Here is a 24,380-nt window from a genome sequence, read left to right on the forward strand (position 1 = left end):
CTAACGTATTTCAATCACAATATCATCTTTAACAACGATTGTTTTTCTTTGTGCTAGTTCACTCCAGCGATCACCTAAACCAACATCCACCAATGCCTGAACTTCACTTTCTTTCAATTCGCTTCCTAAAGGTAGCATATGTAATTGTTCTAATTGGAACTCAATCAATTTTACTTTTTCAAGCCTGTTTTGAATTTCCTTATCAAATTGATTAGTAAGCGTATGCTGCTGGAACTTTTTCGATCTTTCTAGCTTTTTTAACTCAAAGCGCAGCTGATCGCATTCCTTCTGAAGCTGAATTAGACTTGTTTGATATTTCTTTTGTAGTTCACCTTTACTCTTTTCTGTTAAAACCTGTTTTACCACAACTGATTGCAGCAGCTTCATGTAGACGCCCCCTATCATCCTAATAATATGGTACAAGAGAAGCATATGCACTTGATTTTAGTCTAATGATGTATGTACATGGTGTTAATTCAACTATATTAAAAAAGCGCAGGAGCCTTAAGGCACTTGCGCTTTTCATTCTTATCGACAGCTCTATTATTTTACTAACAAGAACTGTCATGATGCTACTCTTTAATTTCTAAGAAAACCTTTTTTTGCAGGTTCGTGGTTGCAGCCGCATATACTACTGTTCGTATTGCTTTTGCAACCCTTCCTTGCTTACCGATCACTTTTCCCATATCCTTTTTGTTGACAGATAGCTGATAGATGATTCGATTATCCTCTTCAAGGACATTCACTTGAACATCATCAGGATAGTCAACAAGGGGTTGAACAATCGTTTCGATAAGTTCCTTCATAATTAGAAGAATTACTTAGCGTTTTTGATATTATGGAATTTCTCCATAATACCTTGTTGTGAGAATAGGTTACGAACTGTATCAGATGGTTTTGCACCGTTTTGTAACCATTTTAACGCAAGTTCTTCGTCAATGTTAATCTGTGCTGGTTGAGTAACCGGATTGTAAGTTCCTACTGTTTCAATAGAACGTCCATCACGAGGAGAACGAGAATCTGCTACAACAATACGATAGAAAGGAGACTTTTTTGCTCCCATACGTTTTAAACGAATTTTTACTGCCATTTTAATAAGCACCTCCGAATAGTTTCACACAAGATAATATATTATCAATTGTTAAAAGCTTTGTAAAGTCTTTTTTCTTGTCAGTTTAAAAAAACTGACTACTTGAGATTAAAACGGCTTAAATGGAAATTTAAAACCGCCCTTTTTCTTTCCTTTTTGCTGCATGCCTGCCATTTGCTTCATCATTTTTTTCATGTCATCAAATTGCTTCAGCAATCGATTTACTTCTGGAACAGAAGTACCACTGCCCTTCGCAATTCTTTTCCGCCGGCTGGAATTGATTATTTCAGGCTGAGCTTTTTCCTGCTTTGTCATTGATTTAATAATTGCCTCAACATGAGAAATTTGTTTGTCATCAATCTGCAGATTGTTTAAGCCCTTTATTTTGTTTGCACCAGGCATCATTTTTAACAATTCGTCCAATGGACCCATGTTCCGAACCTGACCAAGCTGTTCAAGAAAATCATCAAAGGTAAAGGAGGCTGTGCGCATCTTTTGCTCCAGTTCCTTTGCTTTTTCCTCATCAACATTTGCCTGAGCTTTTTCAATAAGCGTCAGAACATCACCCATACCAAGTATTCTTGAGGCCATTCTTTCAGGATGAAATGCTTCAATTGCATCCATTTTTTCCCCAAGTCCAACGAATTTAATCGGTGTATTTGTAACGGAACGAATTGAAAGCGCCGCACCGCCACGGGTATCACCATCGAGCTTCGTTAAAACAACGCCTGTTAAGCCAAGCTGCTCATTAAAACTAGAAGCTACATTAACGGCATCCTGACCTGTCATGGCATCGACAACAAGAAAAATTTCATCGGGCTTCGTAAGCTCTTTAATATCTTTGAGCTCATCCATCAACGCCTCATCGACGTGTAAACGCCCTGCCGTATCAATCAAAACATAATCATGATGATCCTCTTTTGCTTTTAATATAGCCTGCTTTGCTATTTCGACAGGACTCACTTGGTCCCCAAGCGAGAAAACTGGCATACTTAATTGCTTTCCGAGCGTTTCAAGCTGCTTGATTGCTGCTGGTCGATAGATATCAGCGGCAACAAGCATAGGATTGCGGTTATATTTCTTACGAAGTAAGTTTGCAAGCTTCCCTGTCGTGGTTGTTTTACCCGCACCCTGTAGTCCAACCATCATAATGACTGTTGGAGGCCGGTTTGAAACCGCAATCTTACTCTGTTCGCCGCCCATTAGTTCTGTTAGCTCTTCCTTAACCACCTTTATTACCTGCTGCCCTGGTGTTAAGCTTTTCATTACTTCTTGACCGACAGAACGTTCGCTAACCTTTTTAACAAAATCCTTTACGACTTTGAAGTTAACATCGGCTTCTAAAAGAGCTAGGCGTACTTCACGCATCATTTCTTTAACGTCTGATTCCGTGACCTTCCCTTTACCACGAATCTTTTGAATTGTACTTTGCAGTCGGTCGGCTAAACCTTCAAATGCCATGTATGCCGCCTCCTAATCTAAATTCGCTATTCTCTCAACCATTTCAGACAATTGCTGTCGAGATAATGTTTCATCTTGCTTCAGTATCTCTTTCATTTCCTCAATTAACTTTGTACGCTCTTGAAACTTTTTGAATAATAACAGCTTTTCTTCATATTCTTCAAGCATCGTTTCCGTCCGTTTGATATTATCATAAACAGCTTGACGGCTAACATTATATTCTTCCGCAATCTCACCCAAGGAAAAATCATCTAAATAGTAGAGAGCCATATAACTGCGCTGCTTCGGCGTTAACAACGATTGATAGAAGTCATACAAATAGTTCATTCTCGTTGTTTTCTCAAGCATCGCTATTCCCCCTATGTTAAGTGAAAAGCCTTTACAAAAGTTAGTCTACACACATCTGAACAAGATGTCAAGAAAATATCTTTACAATGAATTTTATTCAGCCTTCTCTACTAGGTCAGCAAATAAGCCGTAAACATATTGTTCTGCATCAAAGGATTGCAGGTCATCCATTTTTTCACCAAGACCGACAAATTTAACTGGTATGTTAAGCTCATTTCGTATCGCAAGAACGATACCGCCTTTTGCAGTACCGTCAAGTTTCGTTAATACAATACCTGATACATCTGTTGCATCCTTAAATGTCTTTGCCTGGATCATTGCATTTTGCCCTGTTGTTGCATCTAACACAAGTAGTACTTCATGTGGAGCACCTGGAATTTCCCGCTCAATAACCCGCTTCACTTTCTCTAGTTCCTTCATCAAATTAACTTTATTTTGCAGGCGGCCTGCCGTATCACATAATAGAATATCAGCATTACGTGATTTTGCTGCCTTAATCGCATCAAACATAACAGCAGCTGGATCTGAACCTGCCGCTTGCTTAATCACCTCTACACCAACACGTTCTCCCCATACCTCTAATTGTTCTATTGCACCCGCTCTGAAGGTATCTCCGGCTGCCATTAATACCTTTTTGCCTTCTGATTTGAATTGATAGCCTAATTTGCCAATTGTTGTCGTTTTACCGACACCATTTACACCTACGAACAAGATTACCGTTAAGCCATTTTCCTGAATATTTAATGAAGATGACGATGTATCGCCTCCCTCATAAATGGCAACAAGCTTCTCGGAAATTACACTTTGTACTTCATTTGGATCTTGGATATTCTTTCTCTTAACCTCCATTTTCAACTCTTCAATAAGTGTCATTACTGTATCGAAGCCGACATCCGCTTGAATGAGTATTTCTTCCAGCTCTTCGAAGAAATCTTCATCCACTTTTCGATAACGAGAGACAAGCTCATTTACACGGCCTGAGAAATTGTCCCTTGTTTTTGTTAAGCCCTCTTTAAATTTTTCCGTTACGCTATCCGTTTGCTTTGTAATTTTTTCTTTTAATCTTTTAAAAAAACTCATAGAATCACTTCCTTTATGATTATTTTACTCCCGAGTACACACTTAAAACCAGCCTCTTATGAAAGACAGTCCCTCTTTAGGGTGCTGCTAATTCATTGGTCTCTTCAAGGCGGACGGACACGAGCTTAGAAACACCTGATTCCTGCATGGTTACACCATATAGAACATCTGCTTCTTCCATCGTTCCTTTACGATGAGTAATGACGATAAATTGAGAATCCTTACTGTACCGCTTTAAATATTGGCTGAAACGGTACACATTCGCTTCATCAAGAGCTGCTTCCACTTCATCTAAAATACAGAAAGGTACAGGTCTAATCTTCAAAATGGAGAATAATAGTGCTATAGCTGTTAACGCACGTTCTCCTCCCGATAACAGTCCTAAGTTTTGTAACTTTTTACCGGGGGGCTGTGCCACAATTTCTACACCCGTGTTTAATAAATCCTGCGGGTTAGTTAATCGCAAATCTGCTCTACCGCCGCCAAACAATTCTCTAAAAACCGATTCAAAATGAAAGCGAACCCCTTCAAAGGTCTGCTGAAATCGTCTTTTCATTTCAACATCCATCTCATCGATTACTTGGAATAACGTATTCTTTGCCTCCAAGAGATCATCTCTTTGCTCCATTAAAAATTCATACCGTTCTGAAACCCGCTCATATTCCTCAATGGCACCAAGATTAACCGTCCCTAGTTCCTCAAGTGCCAATTTTATTAATTTGACTTTCGTACGAGCCTCATCAATTGGAAGTATTAATGGATAAGCTTCCTTTGCCCCTTCAAACGATAATAAATATTCTTCCCGCAGCTGGGCAAGTTTGTTTTCCAGTTCCACATCTAGGCGGTTTAGCTGTACCTCTTCATCCCTTAAATAAACAGTCAATCCTCGATGCTGACGCTTCAGCTCTTTAATTTCAAGATCAAGATCGTCAAGTGCACTCTGCATTGACAAACGTTCTTCACGTCTCTCGGCAATTAGCTTCACCGTTTCCGTTTTATCTCGAAGCTTCTCGACTGCTGCTTCCTCCAATTTACTTTCACCTGATGAGCTCTCAGTCATTTCCGAATCTAACAGTTGCAAATCCTCCTGATAGAAAGCGAGCCTTTTTTCGCTATCTTCCAGTTCAAACGAAACGGAAGATAGCTTTTCCTTCGTATGGTTCACCTGTTCATTTTTAGCAGCAAATACAGCTCTTAATTCACTGATTTCTGAAAGCAGTGTATCCTTAGACAGTGTTTGTGAAGTTTTCTGCTCACTTAATTGTTGGATCTGGCCTTCAAGCTGCTGAATGTCTGCTTGCAGCTTTACTAATAAAGTCGCAAGACTCTTCTTTCGATCTGTAATTCTTTCCTTTTCGCTTATAAATTCTTTTTTATTGAGGTCATAGATTGAAAGACGTTCATTCATATTTTTTTCCTGAAGCTCCGCTTCTCTTAATTCACCTTTGACAGCCTGTTCTTTCAATCTTAGTGCTTCGCCATTTTTTCGTATTTCCTCCAGCACATGCTCCTTTGCCGCAACCTCATTCTTTAACCCTTTAATTTCCGCCTCCAAATTAGCTGTTTTACTTTCCATATCAGCTAATTTTCCCTTTATCCCATCAAGTTCACTTTTCCTCGATAAGAGAGAAGAGGAATTTTGCTTTACGGCTCCTCCTGTCATAGACCCTCCTGCATTGACAAGATCACCATCGAGAGTCACAAATCTGCAGCGATAGCCCAAGAGCTTGGCCATTTCATTGGCACCCTTTAAATTCTTCGTGATGACAACCATACCTAAAAGGTTTTTCACGACCTCGCCATAAACTGAACTGTAGCCGATCATATCAGATGCAACCCCAACAAATTCAGGGTGGTTAGCAATTAATTGCAATTGGTTACTTGCCAACGATTTTCCCTTTATGACATTGAGAGGCAGAAAAGTAGCCCGTCCAAATCGGTTGTTTTTTAAATACTGAATCGCAAGTCTTGCATCCTGCTCATTCCGAACAACAATATGCTGCATGGCGGCCCCTAAGGATGTTTCTATAGCAACTTCATATTCCTTTGGCACGGAAATCAATTCAGCAATGGCACCTTCAATTCCCTGTAACTTTTCCTCCCGTGCCTTTAATATCTCTTTTACTCCTTGAAAGAATCCGGCAAACCCTTCTTCCATTTCTTCAAGCATATCTTTACGGGATTTCGTTTGCTGTAAATATTGATAGGCTTGATACAGGGTTTTCTCCTGTTTTTCATAGGTGCTTTTTAAACCTTCAAAGTTTTTCTGTTCATCTCGATAAAGATGAACCTGGGCCTCTACCTCTCGTTGAACAGCGGAAAGTAAATTCTTAGCTTCAGTTATCCTTTTCTGAAGCACTTCACGTTCAGCAATATATTTGGCATTATCGCCTTCCTGCCTATTATTTCTTTCGCTTAACTGAAGTAACTGCTGTTCAATCAAATGTAATTCATTTTTCGCAGCAGCCTGCTCATTTAATACTTCTATATATTCACTTTTTCTATCATCAATCGTTTGCTCGATATTTTCGCTCAGGAGATTCATCTGAACCTGTTTTTCTTTTAACTGGTCCTTTAATACAGCCGCTTCTTGTCCCAGCTTTATGACTTGCTCCTGCAGATTTTCTTTTTGGCTGGTTAAGCTTGCCACTTTTCCAGTTAGATCTTTTACATTAGTCTCCAGCTGCACTTTGTTTTGCGCAGCATTTTTCTTTCTTTCCTTTAAAACTTCTTTCCTGCCCTCAAGCTTTTCAAGCTCCTCACTTGCATGAAGCAGGACATTTTGCAAATCGCTTATCGATTCATCTAATGCTGTCATATGGTCTCTTAATTCTTCTAGCTTTGCTTCCTTCCCCTGCAAATGCGTGGACAGACTAATTTCGTTTTGCTTTTGCTCCTCTACCTTCTCGGACATCGACTTCCATTTCGTATGCAATTCCTCGATTTCGAAAACAGTAACGGCAACTTCAACCTTCTCCAGTGCTTCTTTTTGTTCAAGATAGTCTTTAGCCATTGAACTTTGAATTTTTAGTGGTTCGATCTGGCTTTCTAATTCGTAGAGAATATCGTTCACACGATTCAAGTTCTCTTCGGTATCATTTAGTTTTCCTTCAGCCTTCTTTTTTCTTGTTTTATATTTCAGTACACCGGCTGCTTCCTCAAAAATAGTCCGTCTATCCTCTGCTTTACTGTTAAGGATTTCTTCCACTTTGCCTTGGCTGATAATCGAAAAGGCTTCTCTGCCAAGCCCTGAATCCATAAACAGATCCACAATATCCTTTAAACGGCACGATTGTTTATTAATGAAGAATTCACTATCACCAGAACGAAAGACGCGCCTTGTGACGCTGACTTCGTTATAATCGACAGGCAGAAACTGGTCTTCGTTGTTTAATGTTAATGTGACTTCTGCAAAGTTAAGAGGCTTTCGTGAATCGCTCCCCGCAAAAATAATATCTTCCATTTTTGCTCCTCGAAGTGATTTAGCCGATTGTTCCCCTAAAACCCAGCGAATAGCATCGGTAATATTGCTCTTTCCACTTCCATTAGGACCGACAACAGCAGTGACGCCTGGAACAAAATCCACTGCTATTCGCTCAGCAAACGATTTAAAGCCCACAATATCCAATCGTTTTAGAAACACTGTATTTCCTCCTTACTCTGGACGCGTTTCTGTTAAATTATCATGTAGATGTGCTTTCAGCTTTTCCAGAGCCATTTGGGCTGCATGCTGCTCAGCAGCTTTTTTCGAACGGCCTGAACCAGTACCTATCTCTGCACCATTCAACAGAACTACAGAGACAAATTCTCGGTTATGAGCAGGTCCTTTTTCAAGGAGAATTTTGTATTCAATTATCCCGGTGCTATCTCGCTGTACTAATTCTTGCAATTGGCTTTTGAAATCCATAACATGTGAAAAGGCACCGGCATTAACCTTTGGAAAAACATATTTTTCCAAAAACGAAACAACTACATCAATGCCTTTGTCTAAGAAAAGCGCGCCAATAAACGCCTCAAATACGTCAGCCAACAAAGCAGGTCTCTCCCTGCCTCCGGTCAATTCTTCTCCTTTTCCGAGCAAAATAAATTTCCCGAACTGAAGCTCATTTGCAAATGCTACAAGTGATGGTTCACAAACAATCGCTGCCCGGAGCTTAGTCAACTCCCCTTCACTCATCATCGGATATTTTAAAAACAAAAACTTCGAAACCGTTAACTCAAGTACGGCATCACCCAGAAATTCAAGCCTTTCATTATCCTCATAAGGTTTTCTTCTATGCTCATTTACATAGGATGAGTGTGTAAAAGCTTGCTTTAATAGCTTGACGGTTGTAAATTGAATCCCAATCGTTTCTTGTAACTCTTTAAATTGCTTATCATTTGTGCGTATACCTTTTTTCTCTTTTCCATTCTTACGCATGTAAAATTCCACCTTAATTAGAAACTTAACTACCTATAAAAGTTTAATTAATAACAATAAAAAAGGCAAAGAAACTTTTAAAAAAAGCTCTATTTTTGCTTTACCCGAATTTATTCATACAAGCTACCAAAAATGATCATGGTTCTGTTTACAAAGCTTCATAAAAGAAAGCCCCGTAAGAATACGGAGCTTTGTGTGAATCCAACGATTATTGTTTTGCTTGTATGTAAGTCACAGCATCACCGACTGTTGCGATTTTTTCAGCATCATCGTCAGAAATTTCCATGTCAAACTCATCTTCAAGTTCCATAACAAGTTCAACTACATCAAGGGAATCTGCACCAAGATCATCTTTGAAAGAAGCCTCTAAAGTTACTTGAGATTCTTCTACACCTAAACGGTCTACAATGATTTTTGTTACACGTTCTAAAACCTCTGCCATTGGTCATTCACCTCCCCTCAGGTCATTATAGAGTATTTCATTTAGATAATCTAGACAAAATTTTAACTGTTTGTTAAAAGCACAAAATAGCTTTGTTACATCACCATACCGCCATTAACATGAATGGTTTGACCTGTTATATAGCGGCTCTCGTCAGATGCGAGAAATACAACTGTATGAGCTATATCCTTTGGCTCACCAAACTGAGCTAATGGAATTGCTTTTAACATTTCAGCCTGAATTTCTTCAGGTAATTTATCAGTCATTTCAGTTGTAATAAAACCTGGGGCAACTGCATTTACCGTAATCCCTCTTGCAGCAAGCTCCTTGGCAGTTGTTTTCGTTAAACCGATAACACCAGCTTTAGCTGCAACATAGTTAGCTTGTCCAGCGTTCCCCATAGAGCCGACGATCGATGAAATATTTATAATTCGGCCGCTCCTTTGCTTCATCATTTGTCTTGTTACCGCTTTTGTACAAAGGAATACACCTTTAAGGTTGATATTCAAGACATCGTCCCATTCATTTTCCTTCATCCGCATTAAGAGATTGTCTTTCGTAATCCCGGCATTATTCACAAGAATATCAAGTCTTTCGAACCTTTCAACCGTTTCTTTTATCATATTTGCCACAGAGTCACTATTTGAAACGTCACATTGAATGGCAAAGGAATCTCTTCCCATTTCTTTAATTTCAGCAACAACCTCTAATGCCTTGGCCTCACTGCCGGCATAATTAACCGCAACGTCAGCACCTTGTCTCGCAAGTTCCAACGCAATTTCTCGGCCAATCCCACGAGAAGCTCCTGTCACTAACGCTTTTTTACCCTCAAGCTTCATCTTGTCCCCTCCTTCAATGCATCCATTACCTCTTGGCATGTTTTTTCATCAGAGACTGCATATGTGCTAGCTGAGCGGCTTACCTTTTTAACTAATCCGGATAATACTTTCCCAGGACCAATTTCAATAAAAGTGGTAACCCCTAAATCAAGCATCTTCTGCACGCTTTTTTCCCATTGCACAGGAGAGTATAGCTGCTCAATCAATTTTTCTTTAATTTCAGATGCAGCCGTCATCTCGGTTGCTGATACATTTGCAATAACAGGCACCCTTGCATCTGATATATCCATTTCATCCAATACGGCTTTAAGCTTTTCTGCAGCTGGCTTCATTAATTCCGAATGAAAAGGACCGCTTACTTCAAGTGGAAGCACACGTTTTGCTCCAGCTTCTTTTGCCTTTATCCCAGCAAGTTCGACACCTTTTCTTGTTCCGGAAATAACAATTTGTCCAGGGCAGTTAATGTTAGCTAATTGCACAAGATGTCCGCTTTCTGTAATTTCATTCGTAACAGCTTCCAATTTGTCTCTGTCAAGTCCAAGTACTGCAGCCATTGTTCCCTCGCCATTAGGGACAGCGATCTCCATAAATTCGCCTCTTTTATGAACCGCATATACACCCTCTTCGAAGGAAAAGGCTCCTGCCGCAACAAGTGCTGTATATTCGCCGAGACTATGACCTGCTACATAATCAGGTGTAATGCCAGACTGTTTAAAGTATTCCAAAATTGCAATGCTCGTTGTTAATAAGGCAGGCTGAGCATTAGAAGTCAATGTAAGATCTGATTGGGGCCCTTCAAATATCAGCTTAGAAAGAGGATATTCCAGTTTTTTATCCGCGTTCAGAAAAAATTCATTTGACGGCTGATATGACTCAGCTAAAGACTGTCCCATACCAACTGTTTGTGAGCCTTGTCCAGGAAATATAAATGCTATTTTACCCATCAGTTTCCTCCTATGTATTACTAGTGATTGTTGTGTTTTCAACCGCAACTTTAATGGTTTCCACTACCTGTCCTTCTACCATTTCATGTGCTTGTCTTACCGCATTAAAGATGGCTGTTGCATCAGATGATCCATGCGCTTTAATAACAGGTGCCTTCAGTCCAAACAATCCTGCACCGCCATATTCCGAATAATCCATTTTCGACTTTAATTGATATAAATTAGGCTTTAGAACTGCGGCTGCAAGCTTGCTTTTCCAGTCGGACATTAAGGCGGATTTTAACATTTTCATAATTGACATAGCCGTTCCTTCAACCGTCTTCAACACCATATTACCGGTAAAACCATCTGTAACTGCGACATCACAAACACCTTCCATCAGGTCACGAGCTTCAACGTTGCCAATAAAATTAACATCTAATTTTTGCATTAATTCATATGTATGTTTTGTGAGTTCATTCCCTTTTTTCTCTTCCGTACCGATATTCAATAAGCCAACGCGAGGATTAGAAATGCCCCTCACCTTTTGACTGTATATGGAACCCATCAATGCGTATTGAAGGAGGTGTTCAGGCTTCGCATCAGCATTAGCACCAACATCTAAAAGAACAAAGCCTTCTCCGCTAATTGTCGGAAGGGTCGGTGAAAGAGCAGGACGTTCAATCCCTTCAATTCTTCCAACAACAAACAAGCCTGCAGCCATCAATGCACCAGTATTACCGGCAGATATACAGGCATCCGCTCTTCCTTCGGCAACTTCTTTTGCGGCGAGAACCATTGAGGCGTTTTTCTTTCTTCTTACGGCCCGGACAGGCTCATCCTCGCTTGAGATGACTTCTTCTGTATGAATAATGGAAATTCGGTCATTTCCCTTAAGGAATTGTTTTATTTTCGTTTCATCCCCAACAAGGACGATTTGAACATCAGTAAAGGTTTCGACTGCCTTAACCGCACCAAGCACGATTTCCTTCGGCGCATGATCTCCACCCATAGCATCAATAGCAATTTTCATGATGTCTGTTCACTACTCCTTTTACCTGCATTCATTCATTTTTCGAACGATACATTTCAAATTCACCTTTACACACGAGGTGATTATTGACAAAGCTCTGAACTTCCACGACGGTTCGGCCCATTTCGTTATCAATTTTACTTACCTTTGCCTTCGCAACTACCCGCTCACCTTCTTTAACAGAATGGATAAAGTGAATATTTGCTTTTGCTGTTAGGGCAAGCTCATCATTAATAACAGCAACAGCAAGTGAATTGGCCTGAGCAAATAAATGATGACCACGGGCGATATGATTCCGCTTGAAAACATGCTCTGGTTTCACATCAAAGATTGAAATGGCTGTTTTATCTAATTCAATATCAATAATTTCTCCAATGACCTCTTCAATAGGCAGTGAGCGAACTTCATCTTCAAATTTTGTTGCCGCAACATGTTTAATTCTTTCCCTTAATTCCGGAATTGATAATTCAAGCCTGTCCAAACGAATGGTTTGAACGCTTACAGAGAATTTTTCCGCCAATTCTTCATCAGTTATAAACGGATTTTCTTTAATTGTTTCCTGTAAGTGTTTTTGTCTATCCCGCTTATTTCTTTTCATTTTTGACACCGTCCACGATACTAAGACTAGGTACTAACAGTAGTATATAATTTAAAAAAACAGATTGCAAGAATAAAAGCGAAAGCACTCAACAAATTGATAGTTGAGTGCCTTGAAGCAAACATCAATCTAATTTTTCACCATCGAAAACGCCTGTCAACTCAAGATAGATCCGTAATGGCTGATATTCGTCAGCATGCCAAAAATAGGTAGATTCCACAAGTACACTTGCATCCTGTCTGGCTGTTTCCAAGGCTCTGTAATCATGAACCATATCTGCTACCTTAAACTCGGGCAGACCGCTTTGCTTTTTCCCAAAGAAATCACCAGGTCCGCGCAGTTCAAGGTCTTTCTCACTCAGAACAAAGCCATCATTCGTTTCGGTCATAATCTTCATTCTTTCTTTACCCGATTCTGATTTTGGATCTGCTAACAATATGCAATAGGATTGTTCGCTACCTCGCCCAACCCTTCCCCTAAGCTGATGGAGCTGGGATAGACCAAAACGTTCAGCATCGTAAATCACCATAAGCGTAGCATTTGGAACATTTACCCCGACTTCAACAACGGTTGTAGAAACGAGAACTTGGAGTTTATTTTCACTGAATTCCTTCATGACGATGTCCTTTTCATCTGCCGGCAGCCTGCCATGCATCAGACCGATTTGATAACGATTTTGGAAGTAATGTACTAGTGTACTATGAACATCAATTGCATTTTGAACGTCAAGCTTGTCCGATTCCTCAATTAATGGGCAAATCACATAGACCTGACGTCCTTTAAGTAACTCCTTATTCATAAAACCGAGAACTCTGTCCATCATATCAGGCTTGACCCAGTATGTTTCAATGGTCTTTCTGCCCGCAGGCATTTCATCAATAATTGAAACATCCATTTCACCAAAAGCAGTAATTGCTAATGTACGCGGGATTGGGGTGGCCGTCATAAACAATACATCAGGATTTTCACCCTTCTCCCTTAGAACTCGACGTTGTTCAACTCCAAAGCGATGCTGCTCATCTGTGATCACCAAGCCGAGATTTTTAAATTCTACTTCCTCTTGAATTAACGCATGAGTTCCAATTAAGATGTTAATCTCACCTGCTTTTAGTCCGGCAAGAATTTCTTTACGTCGCTTACCTTTTACAGAGCTAGTTAACAGCTCACAGGAAATACCGGAAGACCCTAACAGTTCCTTTAAGGATTCAGAATGCTGTTCTGCAAGAATTTCTGTCGGGACCATCAGCGCTCCCTGAAAACCTGCAGAAACGCTGGCAAATAAGGAAATGGCCGCCACAACTGTTTTACCCGATCCCACATCACCTTGAAGCAGCCGGTTCATCCGGTAACTTGATTTCATATCTGAAAGGATTTCGTTAACGACTCTATCCTGTGCTTTTGTCAATGGAAATGGAAGCTGCGCAATAAAGTTAGCTGTCCTATCTTCCTCATATACTTGTGATATACCTTTTGACGACTCTCGCTCTATTTTTCGAAGCGTCTGCATTTTCAATTGAAACAGAAGAAACTCCTCGTAAACGAATCTTCTCCGTGCTTGTTTTAAATCCTCTTGACCCACAGGATAATGAAGGGCCTTTAATGCTTCTTTTCTGTTTAATAATTTATATTTTTTCCTTAGGGATTCCGGCAAGGTTTCCTCAACCAAATGACCAAATTGCGAAAAAGCCAGTTGAATGCAGCGTCTTATGCCCTTTAGATTCATTTCCCCTTTTATAGCGTACACTGGTTCAAAGTCCTTTGTGGAGTTGGACGAGCTGATTTTCAATTCGCTCGCGGTTATCATTTGTCTATGCCCGTCCCATTTCCCTGAAACAGTCACCTGCTCGTTAATCGAGATTTTTTTCTTTACATATGGCTGATTAAATAACACTACTTGAATCAAATAACGCCCCACTAAAAGACGTATGGTTAAACGAGAACGTTTTCGACCATAATAGGTAAGAGAAGGCTCACTATGAACCTTCCCTTCAACTGTTATTTTTTCATCATGCTTCACTTCTGCTAAATCACGCAGGCGATAATCTTCATACCGATATGGGAAATGCTCTAATAAATCCTTAATTGTATATAATTTCATCTCAGCTAATGCTGATGCAGTTTCTTCTCCTATGCCTTTTACGGCTGTTACAGATTGCATTAATGGATTTGTCACTTATTTTATCGGCTTACCAAAGATCTTTGCTTCAAGCTTACGACCAGTTGGTGTAGCCGCCAACCCTCCCTGTCCTGTTTCTTTAAGTGCAGTCGGCATCGATTGCCCAATTTTAAACATCGCATCAATCACTTCATCGCATGGAATTTTGCTTTTAATACCTGCGAGTGCCATATCAGATGCCACTATAGCATTAGCCGCTCCCATTGCATTCCTTTTTACACATGGAACTTCCACTAAACCTGCCACAGGGTCACATACTAATCCTAACATATTTTTTAATGTTATCGCCATTGCTTCTGCACATTGATTTGGAGTTCCACCCCGCATCTCCACAATAGCCGCTGCAGCCATGCCTGCTGCAGAGCCAACCTCTGCCTGACATCCGCCTGCCGCCCCTGATATTGACGCATTATTGGCAATAACATAGCCAAATGCGCCTGCGGTAAAAAGATAGGCAAGCATTTGTTCACGAGTGGGGTTCAGCTTATTTTTCAGTGCAAATAGGGTTCCTGGAACGACTCCTGCGGATCCAGCAGTTGGAGTTGCACAAATGATTCCCATTGCAGCATTCACTTCATTAGTTGCCATTGCTTTACTAACTGCATCAAGAATGGTATCCCCTGCCAAAAATTGTCCTTTCTGAAGATATTTTTGCATTAAGACCGCATCACCACCCGTTAATCCGGAGTGTGATTGAACGCCGTTGATGCCACGTTCAACAGCCTTTTCCATTACAATTAGATTTTGCTCCATCATCGAAAGAATGTCATTCCTTGAACGTCCGGTTACTTCTACTTCTTGATCAATCATAATGTCTGAGATTTTCTTTATTTCTTGATTGGCTTGTTCAACTAACTCTGCAACGGTACGAAACATATATCCTCAACCTTCCCTCATTGTTGCTTTTCACTTGTGTTTTTGGACCATGCGGAAGGGTTTTAGTCGGCAATTTTTGTTACCTTGCTAATGTTATCGAGCTTCTCCAATTCTTTTATGATAGAAGGATCAATCATTTGATCGACTTCGATGGTCATAAGGGCCTGTTTTCCAACTTCTTTTCTAGCTACCTCCATATGTCCAATATTGATTAAATACTTTGACAGCACATTCGATACACTTGCAATCGTTCCATATTTATCATGATGAAAAACAAGGATGGCAGGATGATTACCCGAAAGGCGTAATGCAAAGCCATCAACCTCAATCACTTCGATTTTACCACCGCCAATTGAAATACCAACAAGCTCCAATTCCCCATTTTCATCACCAATGCGGACGCGAGCAGTATTTGGATGATAGGGAATAGCCTCTTCTATGAGAAATTGAACTACGATTCCTTTTTGCTGTGCGATGGTTATCGAATCAATAATTCGTTTATCGAAGGTATCAAAATCAAATAAGCCGCCAACAATGGCTACATCTGTTCCATGCCCACGGTAGGTTTGGGCAAAGGATCCATATAAAGATATCTTTACCCATTTCGGTTCCCTGCTGAATAAACTGCGTGCAACTCTGCCAATTCTTGCAGCACCTGCTGTATGAGAGCTAGAAGGTCCAATCATGATGGGCCCGATAATATCAAATACACTTCTATACTTCACTTCACAACCTCCAGATTAACGGAGTAGTTTCTTCATAAAATAAAAAATGGGTATAATCGTTCTTGATAGTTTATCGTAACAAGTCATTAATTGTTACAATAAAAATCAAGAGGATTATAACCCATTTAATATCACACTATCGTTGTAGGAGCATGAGGCCTAAAGCTTGTCACTCCTAGGCATATGCTCCATAATACTTTTACATTATTCCACCGCAATGATGAATGGATATAACGGCTGCTGACCGTTATGCACTTCCACTTCAACATCTGAAAAGCGTTCCTCGATAAACGCAACTAATGCTGCCAAATCTTCTTCAGATGCGTCTGTCCCTTTTAAGATGGTTACTATTTCTGAATCATCATCAATCATTTTCTCTAACAGTTCATTTGCAGTGAGTTGCTTGTCTTTATTTTTAACTACAATTTTGCCGTCCAATATTCCCATAAAATCATCTTTCTCAATTTCAAGTCCATCAATGGTTGTATCCCTTACAGCAAAAGTAATTTGACCTGTTTTAACGTGCTGCATTGCATCAGACATATTCTTTTTATTTGCAGCTAGGTCAATAGTAGAATTAAATGCCAACAAGGCAGATAATCCTTGTGGTACCGTTTTAGATGGAATGACAACTACATCCTCATCACAAAGCTCAACTGCCTGCTCAGCGGCCATAATAATGTTTTTATTATTTGGCAGGATGATTACTTTATGTGCGTGTACTTCTTTTATGGCTTTTACAATGTCTTCCGTGCTTGGATTCATCGTCTGTCCGCCCTCGATAACAGCATGTGCACCAATACTTCTAAAAAGATCAGCTACACCGCTTCCCATCGAAACCGCTACAATACCGAATTCCTGCTTTTCCTTTTTAGGTGCAGGCGCTGCTTCTTTTAAAACAGAATGTGTTTCACCAACGATATTCGTATGCTGCTGACGCATATTTTCTATTTTCATGTTAATCAGGCTTCCATAGCTTTGACCATAATTTAGCACATTGCCCGGTTCTTCTGAATGAATATGCACTTTTACAACCTCATCATCAGAAATAACCAGCAAGGAATCACCTAATTTGCTTAAATCCTGTCGGAAGGCTTCTTCGGAAAAAGGCTTATTCACCAGCTTCTTATCCTCAAGCTTTACCATAAATTCAGTACAATAGCCAAAAACAATATCAGATGTATTGATATGGCCTTGAACACTTTTATGGTGCTCAGCACTTACCAGCTCATCCATCGATGGTAAGCTTGCAGGTGAATCAGGCAGCTGTTCCCCTTTAAGTTCAGCAAGGAAGCCTTCATAGACAAAAACCAGACCTTGTCCGCCGCTGTCAACGACACCGACTTCCTTTAACACTGGCAGAAGATCAGGTGTACGGTTTAATGATGCTTTCGCTTCTTTCACAACCTCTTCCATAATGTAAATAAGGTCATCGCTTTTTTGGGCAGCTTGTACCGCCATTTTTGCTGCATCTTTTGCAACGGTAAGGATCGTTCCTTCCACAGGCTTCATAACGGCTTTATAGGCTGTTTCAACTCCAGCCTCAAATGCACGAGCAAAATCATTTCCGTTAATTATTGCTTTTTGCTCAATAGCTTTAGAAAAGCCGCGAAATAGCTGTGATAGTATAACGCCCGAGTTTCCACGTGCACCCATTAACAGGCCTTTTGATAGTGCTAACCCAACTTTTCCAATATGTTCTTGAACATTTTGTTTAACTTCTTTCGCCCCAGAAGTCATTGATAAATTCATATTTGTTCCAGTATCACCATCCGGAACAGGGAAAACGTTTAATGCATCAACATAATTGGCATTGGTTGCTAAATGATTAGCTCCCTGTATGACCATTTCTGCGAAACGCTTTCCGTCCAAAACTGTAATTGACACAATTCTTCCTCCCTCACTACGGATTCGTTACACGAACACCCTGAACGTATATATTTACTGTGTCAACGGCAAGTCCAACTGTTTTATCCAATGTGTATTTCACTTTTGATTGTACATTATGGGCAATCTCTGAAATTTTTGTTCCATAGCTAACGATAATATACATATCAATATGTACTTTTTCCTCTTCTTGACGTACAATAACGCCGCGTGTAAAGTTTTCTTTTCGTAGAATATCTGTTAGACCATCTTTAATTTGGTTTTTTGAAGCCATCCCGACTATTCCATAACAATCAACTGCAGCACCACCTGCAATGGTTGCTACAACGTCATTTGATATATCTATTTGTCCGTATGTTGTTTTTAATTCAATGGACATGAGTTTTCCCCCTTTTGGAAATTGCTCCTTGACTAATGACATTTTACTATAAGCTTTCCTTTTTTAAAAGGTATACTTATTATGCGTCAATTTTCGTGAAATTATCTCACTGTGCAGTTTGTATGTAAAAAGGGCAAGCGCCCTCCGCATCTAATACTATCGAGCTGCAGGCGCTAGGGACTCGGGTCATAAGCCAATCGCTTCTGAAGGCAAAGAACGCCTTCTGCCAGCGCTCGTCTTATGCCGGTCGTCCCTGGGCAAGCGCCCTCCGCATCTAATATTGTCAAGTAATTTTTCTTGAAAGGTTTGGTTTTGAGTATTGCATTCGGTAAGGTTGTGTGATAAATTATTAAGGTATCTTTAATGGATGAAAAACGGAGTCTGTCCAGTTTTTCTCATTTTTCCAGATTATGCAAAGATCTGATTAATAAAAATGTAACTGAACTGTATGAATCGATTCAGTTTTTCTAGTAAGGAGGGAAAATATATGCCACGTAAATGTGTTGTAACTGGTAAAAAGACAACTACAGGTAATGCACGTTCCCACGCGATGAACGCTAACAAACGTACATGGGGTGCTAACCTTCAAAAAGTTCGTATTCTTGTGAACGGAAAGCCAAAGCGTGTTTGGGTTTCTGCAAGAGCGTTAAAATCAGGTAAAGTTGAACGTGTATAATAAAGATTGACGTCCTTATCAAAGGACGTCTTTTTTGTGTATGCCTATTTGAGATAAGAAAACGCTGGAGCTAGACCATGAACAAAAACACCCAGTATTGGGTGTATAAAGATAAAATTTTGTGTTGTCTTCCCCTTTTGATTCTATCTAAATTTCTAAGAATACTCCTAAAAATGCTTGTTATCCCTTTTTAAAGGTACCTAACATCGCCCGGACAAGACCGCCTAAAAATTTAGGCAATTTAATTGTATAAAATTTCATAATTATGTCCCTCCTCAAACATCATACAAACTAGGTAGCATTATCCAACTAGTGAATTTTTCAACCACATTATCTTATTCAAAGATCTGTAATAAGTACGTTTATATTCAAGCATTTTTTAATCGGTACTTCTTACAATCATTAATATGCCTTCAGAAAAAGAAAAAGTACCATAATCATCAATAAGCTCATTACTAATACATAATGTCGAACCAAGCGAAATATGACGATTTGTCAAAGGATATTTAAAACCCTTTAATGTTATCCCCTTCACGTCATTTGAAAGAGGGATAAAAGAAATATATTTCTTCTCAGCCAATTTTTGAATTTGATATTCCCCAGCCGTTCGGATATAAATTGTGTTTTGCACGTCAATCATTTCAATTTGAACTAGAGGATTATCCAGGCTTGCCTGAAGTAATAATTGAACATTTCCAAACATATGGTCAAGTCTTCCACCCGTTGAACCAAACAATCGAACGAGGAGCGGCTCTTGGGTAATAGCCCAATTAAGCGCATGCTCCATATCTGTTTCATCCTTCTCAGGTTTATATTTTTTTAATTCATGGACCCTCTCTTCAATCATTGAAAATTCCGCTTCTGAAACAGAATCAAAATCACCGAATGCAATTGCAGGTTGAATTCCTTTTTCAATTAATGTATAGACACCGCGGTCAACCCCTACCCATACGACATCCGGCTCTTGATACAAGCTTAAATCTGGAAGGAGATAGTCTGGTCCGCCACCTAATAAATGTATGATCACTTTTCTCAATCCTTTCTTTATGTATAATAAATTCTTTGAAAATCAAAGAAAGAAGCCCGCATTCTAGCTGACTTCTTTTTTTAAATTATTTATCCCTTTAAAGCTGCAATGGCTTGCTGTCTATCCTTTTGATCATAAACGGCAGAGCCAGCTACTAGAACAGTTGCACCAGCTTCAATGCAAAGGGGTGCCGTTTCTTTATTTACACCACCATCTACCTCAATCTCAACCGTTAATCCTTTTTGATCGGCCATTTCTTTGACTTGTTTGATTTTTCCAAGCACTGATGGAATAAACTTTTGTCCACCAAAACCAGGATTTACAGACATTAATAATACCATATCGAGATCGTCTATAATGTGTTCAATCATTTGCACAGGAGTTGCTGGATTTAGAACAACACCAGCTTTTACACCGAAGGATTTAATTAGTTGAATCGTCCGATGCAAATGTCTGCATGCTTCCACATGGACGGTAATATAATCAGCACCTGCTTTTGCAAAGGCTTCAATATATAAATCTGGATTTTCAATCATTAAATGTACATCGAGTGGCAGCTTTGTAACTGGTCTAATGCTTTCAACAATTAGTGGGCCAATCGTTATATTTGGGACAAAATGTCCGTCCATCACGTCCACATGAATATAATCGGCTCCGCCTTTTTCTACGTCCTTAATCTCGTCTCCCAATTTAGAAAAATCAGCAGATAGTATAGATGGTGCAATTTTTATCATCGCTAATACCTCGGCTTTCTATTTTTTATTTCGTCCAGGAACTCTAAATAATGTTCATATCGGTAGGCTGGCAGTTCCCCATTCTCATAGGCAGATTTAACCGCACATTTCGGCTCAGAGATATGCAGACATGCGCGAAACTTACATTCTTCACTAAGTGTTTGAATTTCAGGGAAACAGAAAGTTAGCTCCTCTGCCTCAATTTCAGTAAACTCTAATGAACTAAACCCCGGTGTGTCTGCGACAAGTCCCTCACCAATATGAATGAGTTCAACATGACGAGTTGTATGCTTTCCCCGGCCAAGATGGTTTGATATATCATTTGTTTTTAAGCTTAAATCCGGGCGAAGAACATTCAATAAAGAGGATTTGCCAACTCCTGACTGCCCGGCAAAGACAGAAATGTCCCCCTTTATATATGGTAATAATTCGTTAATCCCTTCCTCTGTTTCTGAGGAGGTTAATAAAACTTCATAGCCTGCTTTCCGATAATTATCTGCAAATTTGTGGATGTTGTTTTTTTCTGCTTCACTCGTCAGATCCATTTTTGTAATACAAATCAATGGACGGATTCGATTATATTCAATTAATACCAGGAACCGATCCAGCAAAGCTGTACTAAAATCAGGTTCCACTGCCGAAAAAACGAGGATAGCTTGGTCAACATTTGCGATCGGTGGACGAACCAACTCATTTTTTCGTTCTTTTATTTCCAGAATGTAGCCTTCCGTGTCATTTTCAGCTTGAAACACTACTTCATCTCCAACTAATGGAGTTATTTTATTTTTACGAAAAATTCCCCGACCACGGCATTGAACTAATTTATCATTACTTAAAACATAATAAAAACCACTCAACGCTTTTACAATTTTGCCTTCAGGCATAGCAACGCTCCCTTAATTTTTATATTATTTTCAACGAATCACCTTTTCTTTACTCCTCCGGATATGGGACTGTCTCATCAAAGATGACATTTTTATCACGCATTACTTTATAGCCAGCTGATTCTCCGCGAACAATAGTCAGCTCTATTACTTCTCTTACGTTTTCTGTAATATAGATTGTTTTAAAGGCCTCTGTCATATTATTGTTCATATCCTCAATAAAGATTTGAACTTCCTGTGGAATTCCTTCAACCTCAGGCTCATATGGGATTTCAATTTCCCTTGTAACGGTTTTCGGAGGAATCTCCTCAGGACCTTTTGATATAATGACCTTTATTTCCGAACCTTTTTTCACAGCTGTACCAGGTGCTGGGGTTTGTGATATGACAAGACCTTTGGCAACAGAATCACTGTATTCCTCCTGTGAGACATCAGCCGTTAACCCTTCGGACCCTGCATATGTTTGTACACCGGCGGCATTATAACCTGTTAAGTCCTTAACATCAATCATTCCGGGTCCTTTAGAGATGGTAAATTCAAGGATTGTTTCCTCTGGAATAACTTCTTCGCCAGCCGGATAATTTTGCTCTAGTATTATTCCAACAGCAGCATGATCGTCATTCACTTCTTTTTTCTTAATATCTTTAAATCCTTTTTCTTTTAAAAGCGTAACAACATCGTCATACATTCTATCTGTATAATCCAATAATTCAAAGCTTTGTTTTCCGGAGCTTTCAAAAATAGTGATTTTTGTCCCTTCCTTCACCTTTTTGCCTGCTTTCGGTTCTGTTTTAACAACATACCCTTCTTCTAGCTCCTCATGGCTAATTTCCTTTGTTTCACCAACTACAAATCCTGCTGTAACAAGCTCTGAAACAGCTTGATCCAATTCCATGCCTGATACATCAGGAATCGCGATATCCTTTGGTGATAAAAGACCAGGAAGAACGGTAATAGTTAAAACAACAAGAATAATTAATATGCTTAATATAGAAAATAAAATAATCGGTAATTTTTTTCTTTTCTTTTTAACCTTTTCATTAACTGGTTCTTGTACTGGTGTCGGATCAGAATGAAGCTTGGGATCTTTTGCATGAACAAGGGTTTCATCAAGATTAGAATAAGGCCGATCATCCGTAATAATAGGTATTGCTTTCGTTGCTTCAATATCCAATGGTACTGAAAATTTGGGTTCATCCAAACGATCGGGCTCTAAAGCCGTTCTGATATCCTCCTGCATCTCTACAACACTTGAATAGCGATGGAAAGGATCCTTTGCTGTTGATTTTAATACAATATTTTCAACACTTTGCGGGATGGACGGATTCCATCTTCGTAATGAGGGAGTTTCAGCCTGCAGATGCTTTAAGGCTATGGATACAGCTGACTCTCCAGAAAAAGGTAACCGGCCCGTTAATAATTCGAACATGACTATCCCAAGTGAGTAAATATCGGATTTATTAGTGGCGACTCCGCCTCTTGCTTGTTCAGGTGACAAATAGTGTACAGAACCGAGTACTGAATTTGTCTGCGTTATGCTTGTTGCACTTAATGCCATGGCTATACCGAAATCAGTAATTTTGACATTTCCATTTTGATCCATAAGTATATTTTGCGGTTTAATATCTCTGTGAATAATATGATTTTGATGCGCATGTAAAATGGCGGATGTCAGTTGCTGCATAATATCTAGTGCTTTTTCGATCGGAATAGATGAATGCATTTGTATGTATTCTTTGAGAGTTTGTCCTTTCACATATTCCATGACAATATAATAAATGGAATCCTCTTCTCCAACATCAAAAATATTCACGATATTCGGATGGGCAAGGCTTGTAGCCGACTGAGCTTCCCTGTGAAACCTGCGAATAAATTCCTCATTATTGGCAAAGTCAAGCCGTAAAACCTTAACGGCAACATCTCGGTCGAGGATCATATCGTGAGCTAAATAAACATTAGCCATTCCCCCGCCGCCAACCATCTCTAATATTTTATAGCGGCCGCTTATTCGTTTCCCAATCATCACTTTACATCACCCTTAGGGCTATTAGGATCATACTCTACGATTATTAATGAAATATTATCCTCACCGCCATAATCATTAGCGAGCTTTACTAGTGTATTAGCCTTTTCCTCAATTGCAAGATGATTTTCAAGAATATTGACTATTTCCGTTTCAGTCACCTTATTGGATAATCCATCAGAACAAAGTAAAAGACGGTCACCCTCTTCAAAAAGAATTGTTTTTATGTCCATTTCAACAGAAGTCTCAGTACCTAAAGCCCGTAAAAGTACATTCTTTCGCGGATGATTTTCAGCATCTTCTTTTGAAATTTCACCTGATCGTACGAGCTCATTTACAAGCGAGTGATCTTCCGTTACTTGTGAGAAACCAGTCTCATTATAAATATAGCAGCGGCTGTCTCCAATATGGGCGATGGTGGAAAATAACTCTGTAATAATTGCTGCCACAATGGTTGTACCCATGCCTTCACATTCGGAATGCTTTTTCGAATGTTCATAAAGGACCATATTCACCTGGTCAATATGGTCCTTCAGCCAATTTTCGGCTTGGTCTGCTGTCTCAATCTTTTCTGCCTTTTCCCATTCCTCCTGCAGTTTTATCAGTGCCATTTTACTTGCAACATCTCCTGCACGATGTCCACCCATCCCGTCAGCGACAATGGCAAGACGCTGACCAGATTGGCTAAAGAATACGCCGCCGCTGTCTTCATTATGCTGACGAATCTTTCCTTTGTGTGTCACGAAAATAGCCTTCATC

The 24,380-nt window shown here is 39.6% G+C and carries 25 protein-coding genes; 1 reads left to right on the top strand and 24 read right to left on the bottom strand.

Annotated elements, in window-relative coordinates:
* The 18 genes from ACHUFV_RS05285 to ACHUFV_RS05370 all read right to left on the bottom strand — a co-directional run bounded on the left by ACHUFV_RS05285 (nt 1) and on the right by ACHUFV_RS05370 (nt 18,277).
* Nucleotides 1–387 (bottom strand): YlqD family protein, encoded by a 387-nt coding sequence (locus ACHUFV_RS05285; RefSeq protein WP_394232553.1) that lies wholly within the window; start codon nt 385–387, stop codon nt 1–3.
* 185 nt (nt 388–572) lie between these two features.
* A complete protein-coding gene (locus ACHUFV_RS05290; protein ID WP_394232554.1) occupies nt 573–806 on the bottom strand; it encodes a KH domain-containing protein in 234 nt (77 codons plus the stop codon).
* Between the two features lie 11 nt (nt 807–817).
* Entirely contained in the window at nt 818–1,090 is a 273-nt protein-coding gene (gene rpsP, locus ACHUFV_RS05295) for a 30S ribosomal protein S16 (RefSeq protein ID WP_071395362.1), read from the bottom strand.
* Nucleotides 1,091–1,198: 108 nt separating this feature from the next.
* A complete protein-coding gene (gene ffh / locus ACHUFV_RS05300) occupies nt 1,199–2,551 on the bottom strand; it encodes a signal recognition particle protein (protein WP_394232555.1) in 1,353 nt (450 codons plus the stop codon).
* A 12-nt stretch (nt 2,552–2,563) separates the two neighbouring features.
* Nucleotides 2,564–2,899: a putative DNA-binding protein gene (locus tag ACHUFV_RS05305; RefSeq protein ID WP_394232556.1), complete on the bottom strand. Its 336-nt coding sequence runs from the start codon at nt 2,897–2,899 to the stop codon at nt 2,564–2,566.
* 93 nt (nt 2,900–2,992) lie between these two features.
* The gene (gene ftsY / locus ACHUFV_RS05310; protein ID WP_394232557.1) at nt 2,993–3,979 is read right to left on the bottom strand and encodes a signal recognition particle-docking protein FtsY; all 987 of its coding nucleotides are present in this window, start codon (nt 3,977–3,979) and stop codon (nt 2,993–2,995) included.
* Between the two features lie 76 nt (nt 3,980–4,055).
* Nucleotides 4,056–7,622 (bottom strand): chromosome segregation protein SMC, encoded by a 3,567-nt coding sequence (gene smc, locus ACHUFV_RS05315; RefSeq protein WP_394232558.1) that lies wholly within the window; start codon nt 7,620–7,622, stop codon nt 4,056–4,058.
* A gap of 12 nt (nt 7,623–7,634) precedes the next feature.
* Nucleotides 7,635–8,399, bottom strand: coding sequence for a ribonuclease III (gene rnc / locus ACHUFV_RS05320; protein ID WP_394232559.1), 765 nt, complete (start codon nt 8,397–8,399; stop codon nt 7,635–7,637).
* Nucleotides 8,400–8,607: 208 nt separating this feature from the next.
* On the bottom strand, nt 8,608–8,841 hold the full coding sequence (locus ACHUFV_RS05325; protein WP_394232560.1) for an acyl carrier protein: 234 nt from the start codon (nt 8,839–8,841) through the stop codon (nt 8,608–8,610).
* A gap of 95 nt (nt 8,842–8,936) precedes the next feature.
* Nucleotides 8,937–9,680, bottom strand: a complete 744-nt coding sequence (fabG, locus tag ACHUFV_RS05330) for a 3-oxoacyl-[acyl-carrier-protein] reductase (protein WP_394232561.1) — start codon at nt 9,678–9,680, stop codon at nt 8,937–8,939.
* Nucleotides 9,677–10,624, bottom strand: a complete 948-nt coding sequence (fabD, locus tag ACHUFV_RS05335) for an ACP S-malonyltransferase (protein WP_394232562.1) — start codon at nt 10,622–10,624, stop codon at nt 9,677–9,679. The genes fabG and fabD overlap by 4 nt, the downstream gene beginning before the upstream one ends.
* A 10-nt stretch (nt 10,625–10,634) precedes the next feature.
* Nucleotides 10,635–11,636, bottom strand: coding sequence for a phosphate acyltransferase PlsX (plsX, locus tag ACHUFV_RS05340; RefSeq protein ID WP_394232563.1), 1,002 nt, complete (start codon nt 11,634–11,636; stop codon nt 10,635–10,637).
* A gap of 31 nt (nt 11,637–11,667) precedes the next feature.
* Nucleotides 11,668–12,234, bottom strand: coding sequence for a transcription factor FapR (fapR, locus tag ACHUFV_RS05345; protein WP_394232564.1), 567 nt, complete (start codon nt 12,232–12,234; stop codon nt 11,668–11,670).
* A 124-nt stretch (nt 12,235–12,358) separates the two neighbouring features.
* Entirely contained in the window at nt 12,359–14,392 is a 2,034-nt protein-coding gene (recG, locus tag ACHUFV_RS05350) for an ATP-dependent DNA helicase RecG (RefSeq protein WP_394233390.1), read from the bottom strand.
* Nucleotides 14,393–14,407: 15 nt separating this feature from the next.
* The gene (gene sdaAA, locus ACHUFV_RS05355; protein ID WP_394232565.1) at nt 14,408–15,286 is read right to left on the bottom strand and encodes an L-serine ammonia-lyase, iron-sulfur-dependent, subunit alpha; all 879 of its coding nucleotides are present in this window, start codon (nt 15,284–15,286) and stop codon (nt 14,408–14,410) included.
* Between the two features lie 62 nt (nt 15,287–15,348).
* Nucleotides 15,349–16,011: an L-serine ammonia-lyase, iron-sulfur-dependent subunit beta gene (gene sdaAB, locus ACHUFV_RS05360; protein ID WP_394232566.1), complete on the bottom strand. Its 663-nt coding sequence runs from the start codon at nt 16,009–16,011 to the stop codon at nt 15,349–15,351.
* Nucleotides 16,012–16,215: 204 nt separating this feature from the next.
* A complete protein-coding gene (locus ACHUFV_RS05365; protein ID WP_394232567.1) occupies nt 16,216–17,898 on the bottom strand; it encodes a DAK2 domain-containing protein in 1,683 nt (560 codons plus the stop codon).
* Nucleotides 17,899–17,914: 16 nt separating this feature from the next.
* Nucleotides 17,915–18,277 carry an Asp23/Gls24 family envelope stress response protein gene (locus ACHUFV_RS05370; protein ID WP_394232568.1) on the bottom strand — a complete coding sequence of 121 codons (363 nt, stop codon included), beginning with the start codon at nt 18,275–18,277 and terminating at the stop codon, nt 17,915–17,917.
* Nucleotides 18,278–18,764: 487 nt separating this feature from the next.
* On the opposite strand from ACHUFV_RS05370, the gene rpmB reads away from it, so the two are divergent.
* A complete protein-coding gene (gene rpmB / locus ACHUFV_RS05375; RefSeq protein ID WP_071395377.1) occupies nt 18,765–18,953 on the top strand; it encodes a 50S ribosomal protein L28 in 189 nt (62 codons plus the stop codon).
* 180 nt (nt 18,954–19,133) lie between these two features.
* Here rpmB and spoVM read toward each other — a convergent pair whose 3' ends face one another.
* The 6 genes from spoVM to ACHUFV_RS05405 all read right to left on the bottom strand — a co-directional run bounded on the left by spoVM (nt 19,134) and on the right by ACHUFV_RS05405 (nt 24,379).
* Nucleotides 19,134–19,214, bottom strand: coding sequence for a stage V sporulation protein SpoVM (gene spoVM / locus ACHUFV_RS05380; protein ID WP_071395378.1), 81 nt, complete (start codon nt 19,212–19,214; stop codon nt 19,134–19,136).
* A 118-nt stretch (nt 19,215–19,332) separates the two neighbouring features.
* Nucleotides 19,333–19,980 carry a thiamine diphosphokinase gene (locus ACHUFV_RS05385; RefSeq protein WP_394232569.1) on the bottom strand — a complete coding sequence of 216 codons (648 nt, stop codon included), beginning with the start codon at nt 19,978–19,980 and terminating at the stop codon, nt 19,333–19,335.
* A gap of 89 nt (nt 19,981–20,069) precedes the next feature.
* The gene (gene rpe / locus ACHUFV_RS05390; RefSeq protein ID WP_394232570.1) at nt 20,070–20,714 is read right to left on the bottom strand and encodes a ribulose-phosphate 3-epimerase; all 645 of its coding nucleotides are present in this window, start codon (nt 20,712–20,714) and stop codon (nt 20,070–20,072) included.
* A 2-nt stretch (nt 20,715–20,716) separates the two neighbouring features.
* The gene (gene rsgA, locus ACHUFV_RS05395) at nt 20,717–21,598 is read right to left on the bottom strand and encodes a ribosome small subunit-dependent GTPase A (RefSeq protein ID WP_394232571.1); all 882 of its coding nucleotides are present in this window, start codon (nt 21,596–21,598) and stop codon (nt 20,717–20,719) included.
* A gap of 49 nt (nt 21,599–21,647) precedes the next feature.
* Entirely contained in the window at nt 21,648–23,621 is a 1,974-nt protein-coding gene (gene pknB / locus ACHUFV_RS05400) for a Stk1 family PASTA domain-containing Ser/Thr kinase (RefSeq protein ID WP_394233392.1), read from the bottom strand.
* Nucleotides 23,621–24,379 (bottom strand): Stp1/IreP family PP2C-type Ser/Thr phosphatase, encoded by a 759-nt coding sequence (locus ACHUFV_RS05405; RefSeq protein WP_394232572.1) that lies wholly within the window; start codon nt 24,377–24,379, stop codon nt 23,621–23,623. Before ACHUFV_RS05405 ends, pknB begins: the two co-directional genes overlap by 1 nt.
* Nucleotide 24,380: the final 1 nt, after the last annotated feature.

Source organism: Niallia oryzisoli (assembly GCF_043641075.1).
In the GTDB taxonomy this organism is placed as follows: Bacteria; Bacillota; Bacilli; order Bacillales; family Cytobacillaceae; genus Bacillus_BD; species Bacillus_BD oryzisoli_A.

Bases quoted from the DNA above. Each gene is read 5' to 3' on its own strand.
- ACHUFV_RS05285 (WP_394232553.1), bottom strand. From the start codon at position 387: ATGAAGCTGCTGCAATCAGTTGTGGTAAAACAGGTTTTAACAGAAAAG.
- ACHUFV_RS05290 (WP_394232554.1), bottom strand. From the start codon at position 806: ATGAAGGAACTTATCGAAACGATTGTTCAACCCCTTGTTGACTATCCT.
- rpsP (WP_071395362.1), bottom strand. From the start codon at position 1,090: ATGGCAGTAAAAATTCGTTTAAAACGTATGGGAGCAAAAAAGTCTCCT.
- ffh (WP_394232555.1), bottom strand. From the start codon at position 2,551: ATGGCATTTGAAGGTTTAGCCGACCGACTGCAAAGTACAATTCAAAAG.
- ACHUFV_RS05305 (WP_394232556.1), bottom strand. From the start codon at position 2,899: ATGCTTGAGAAAACAACGAGAATGAACTATTTGTATGACTTCTATCAA.
- ftsY (WP_394232557.1), bottom strand. From the start codon at position 3,979: ATGAGTTTTTTTAAAAGATTAAAAGAAAAAATTACAAAGCAAACGGAT.
- rnc (WP_394232559.1), bottom strand. From the start codon at position 8,399: ATGCGTAAGAATGGAAAAGAGAAAAAAGGTATACGCACAAATGATAAG.
- ACHUFV_RS05325 (WP_394232560.1), bottom strand. From the start codon at position 8,841: ATGGCAGAGGTTTTAGAACGTGTAACAAAAATCATTGTAGACCGTTTA.
- fabG (WP_394232561.1), bottom strand. From the start codon at position 9,680: ATGAAGCTTGAGGGTAAAAAAGCGTTAGTGACAGGAGCTTCTCGTGGG.
- fabD (WP_394232562.1), bottom strand. From the start codon at position 10,624: ATGGGTAAAATAGCATTTATATTTCCTGGACAAGGCTCACAAACAGTT.
- plsX (WP_394232563.1), bottom strand. From the start codon at position 11,636: ATGAAAATTGCTATTGATGCTATGGGTGGAGATCATGCGCCGAAGGAA.
- fapR (WP_394232564.1), bottom strand. From the start codon at position 12,234: ATGAAAAGAAATAAGCGGGATAGACAAAAACACTTACAGGAAACAATT.
- recG (WP_394233390.1), bottom strand. From the start codon at position 14,392: ATGCAATCTGTAACAGCCGTAAAAGGCATAGGAGAAGAAACTGCATCA.
- sdaAA (WP_394232565.1), bottom strand. From the start codon at position 15,286: ATGTTTCGTACCGTTGCAGAGTTAGTTGAACAAGCCAATCAAGAAATA.
- ACHUFV_RS05370 (WP_394232568.1), bottom strand. From the start codon at position 18,277: ATGTCCATTGAATTAAAAACAACATACGGACAAATAGATATATCAAAT.
- rpmB (WP_071395377.1), top strand. From the start codon at position 18,765: ATGCCACGTAAATGTGTTGTAACTGGTAAAAAGACAACTACAGGTAAT.
- spoVM (WP_071395378.1), bottom strand. From the start codon at position 19,214: ATGAAATTTTATACAATTAAATTGCCTAAATTTTTAGGCGGTCTTGTC.
- rpe (WP_394232570.1), bottom strand. From the start codon at position 20,714: ATGATAAAAATTGCACCATCTATACTATCTGCTGATTTTTCTAAATTG.
- rsgA (WP_394232571.1), bottom strand. From the start codon at position 21,598: ATGCCTGAAGGCAAAATTGTAAAAGCGTTGAGTGGTTTTTATTATGTT.
- pknB (WP_394233392.1), bottom strand. From the start codon at position 23,621: ATGATTGGGAAACGAATAAGCGGCCGCTATAAAATATTAGAGATGGTT.
- ACHUFV_RS05405 (WP_394232572.1), bottom strand. From the start codon at position 24,379: ATGAAGGCTATTTTCGTGACACACAAAGGAAAGATTCGTCAGCATAAT.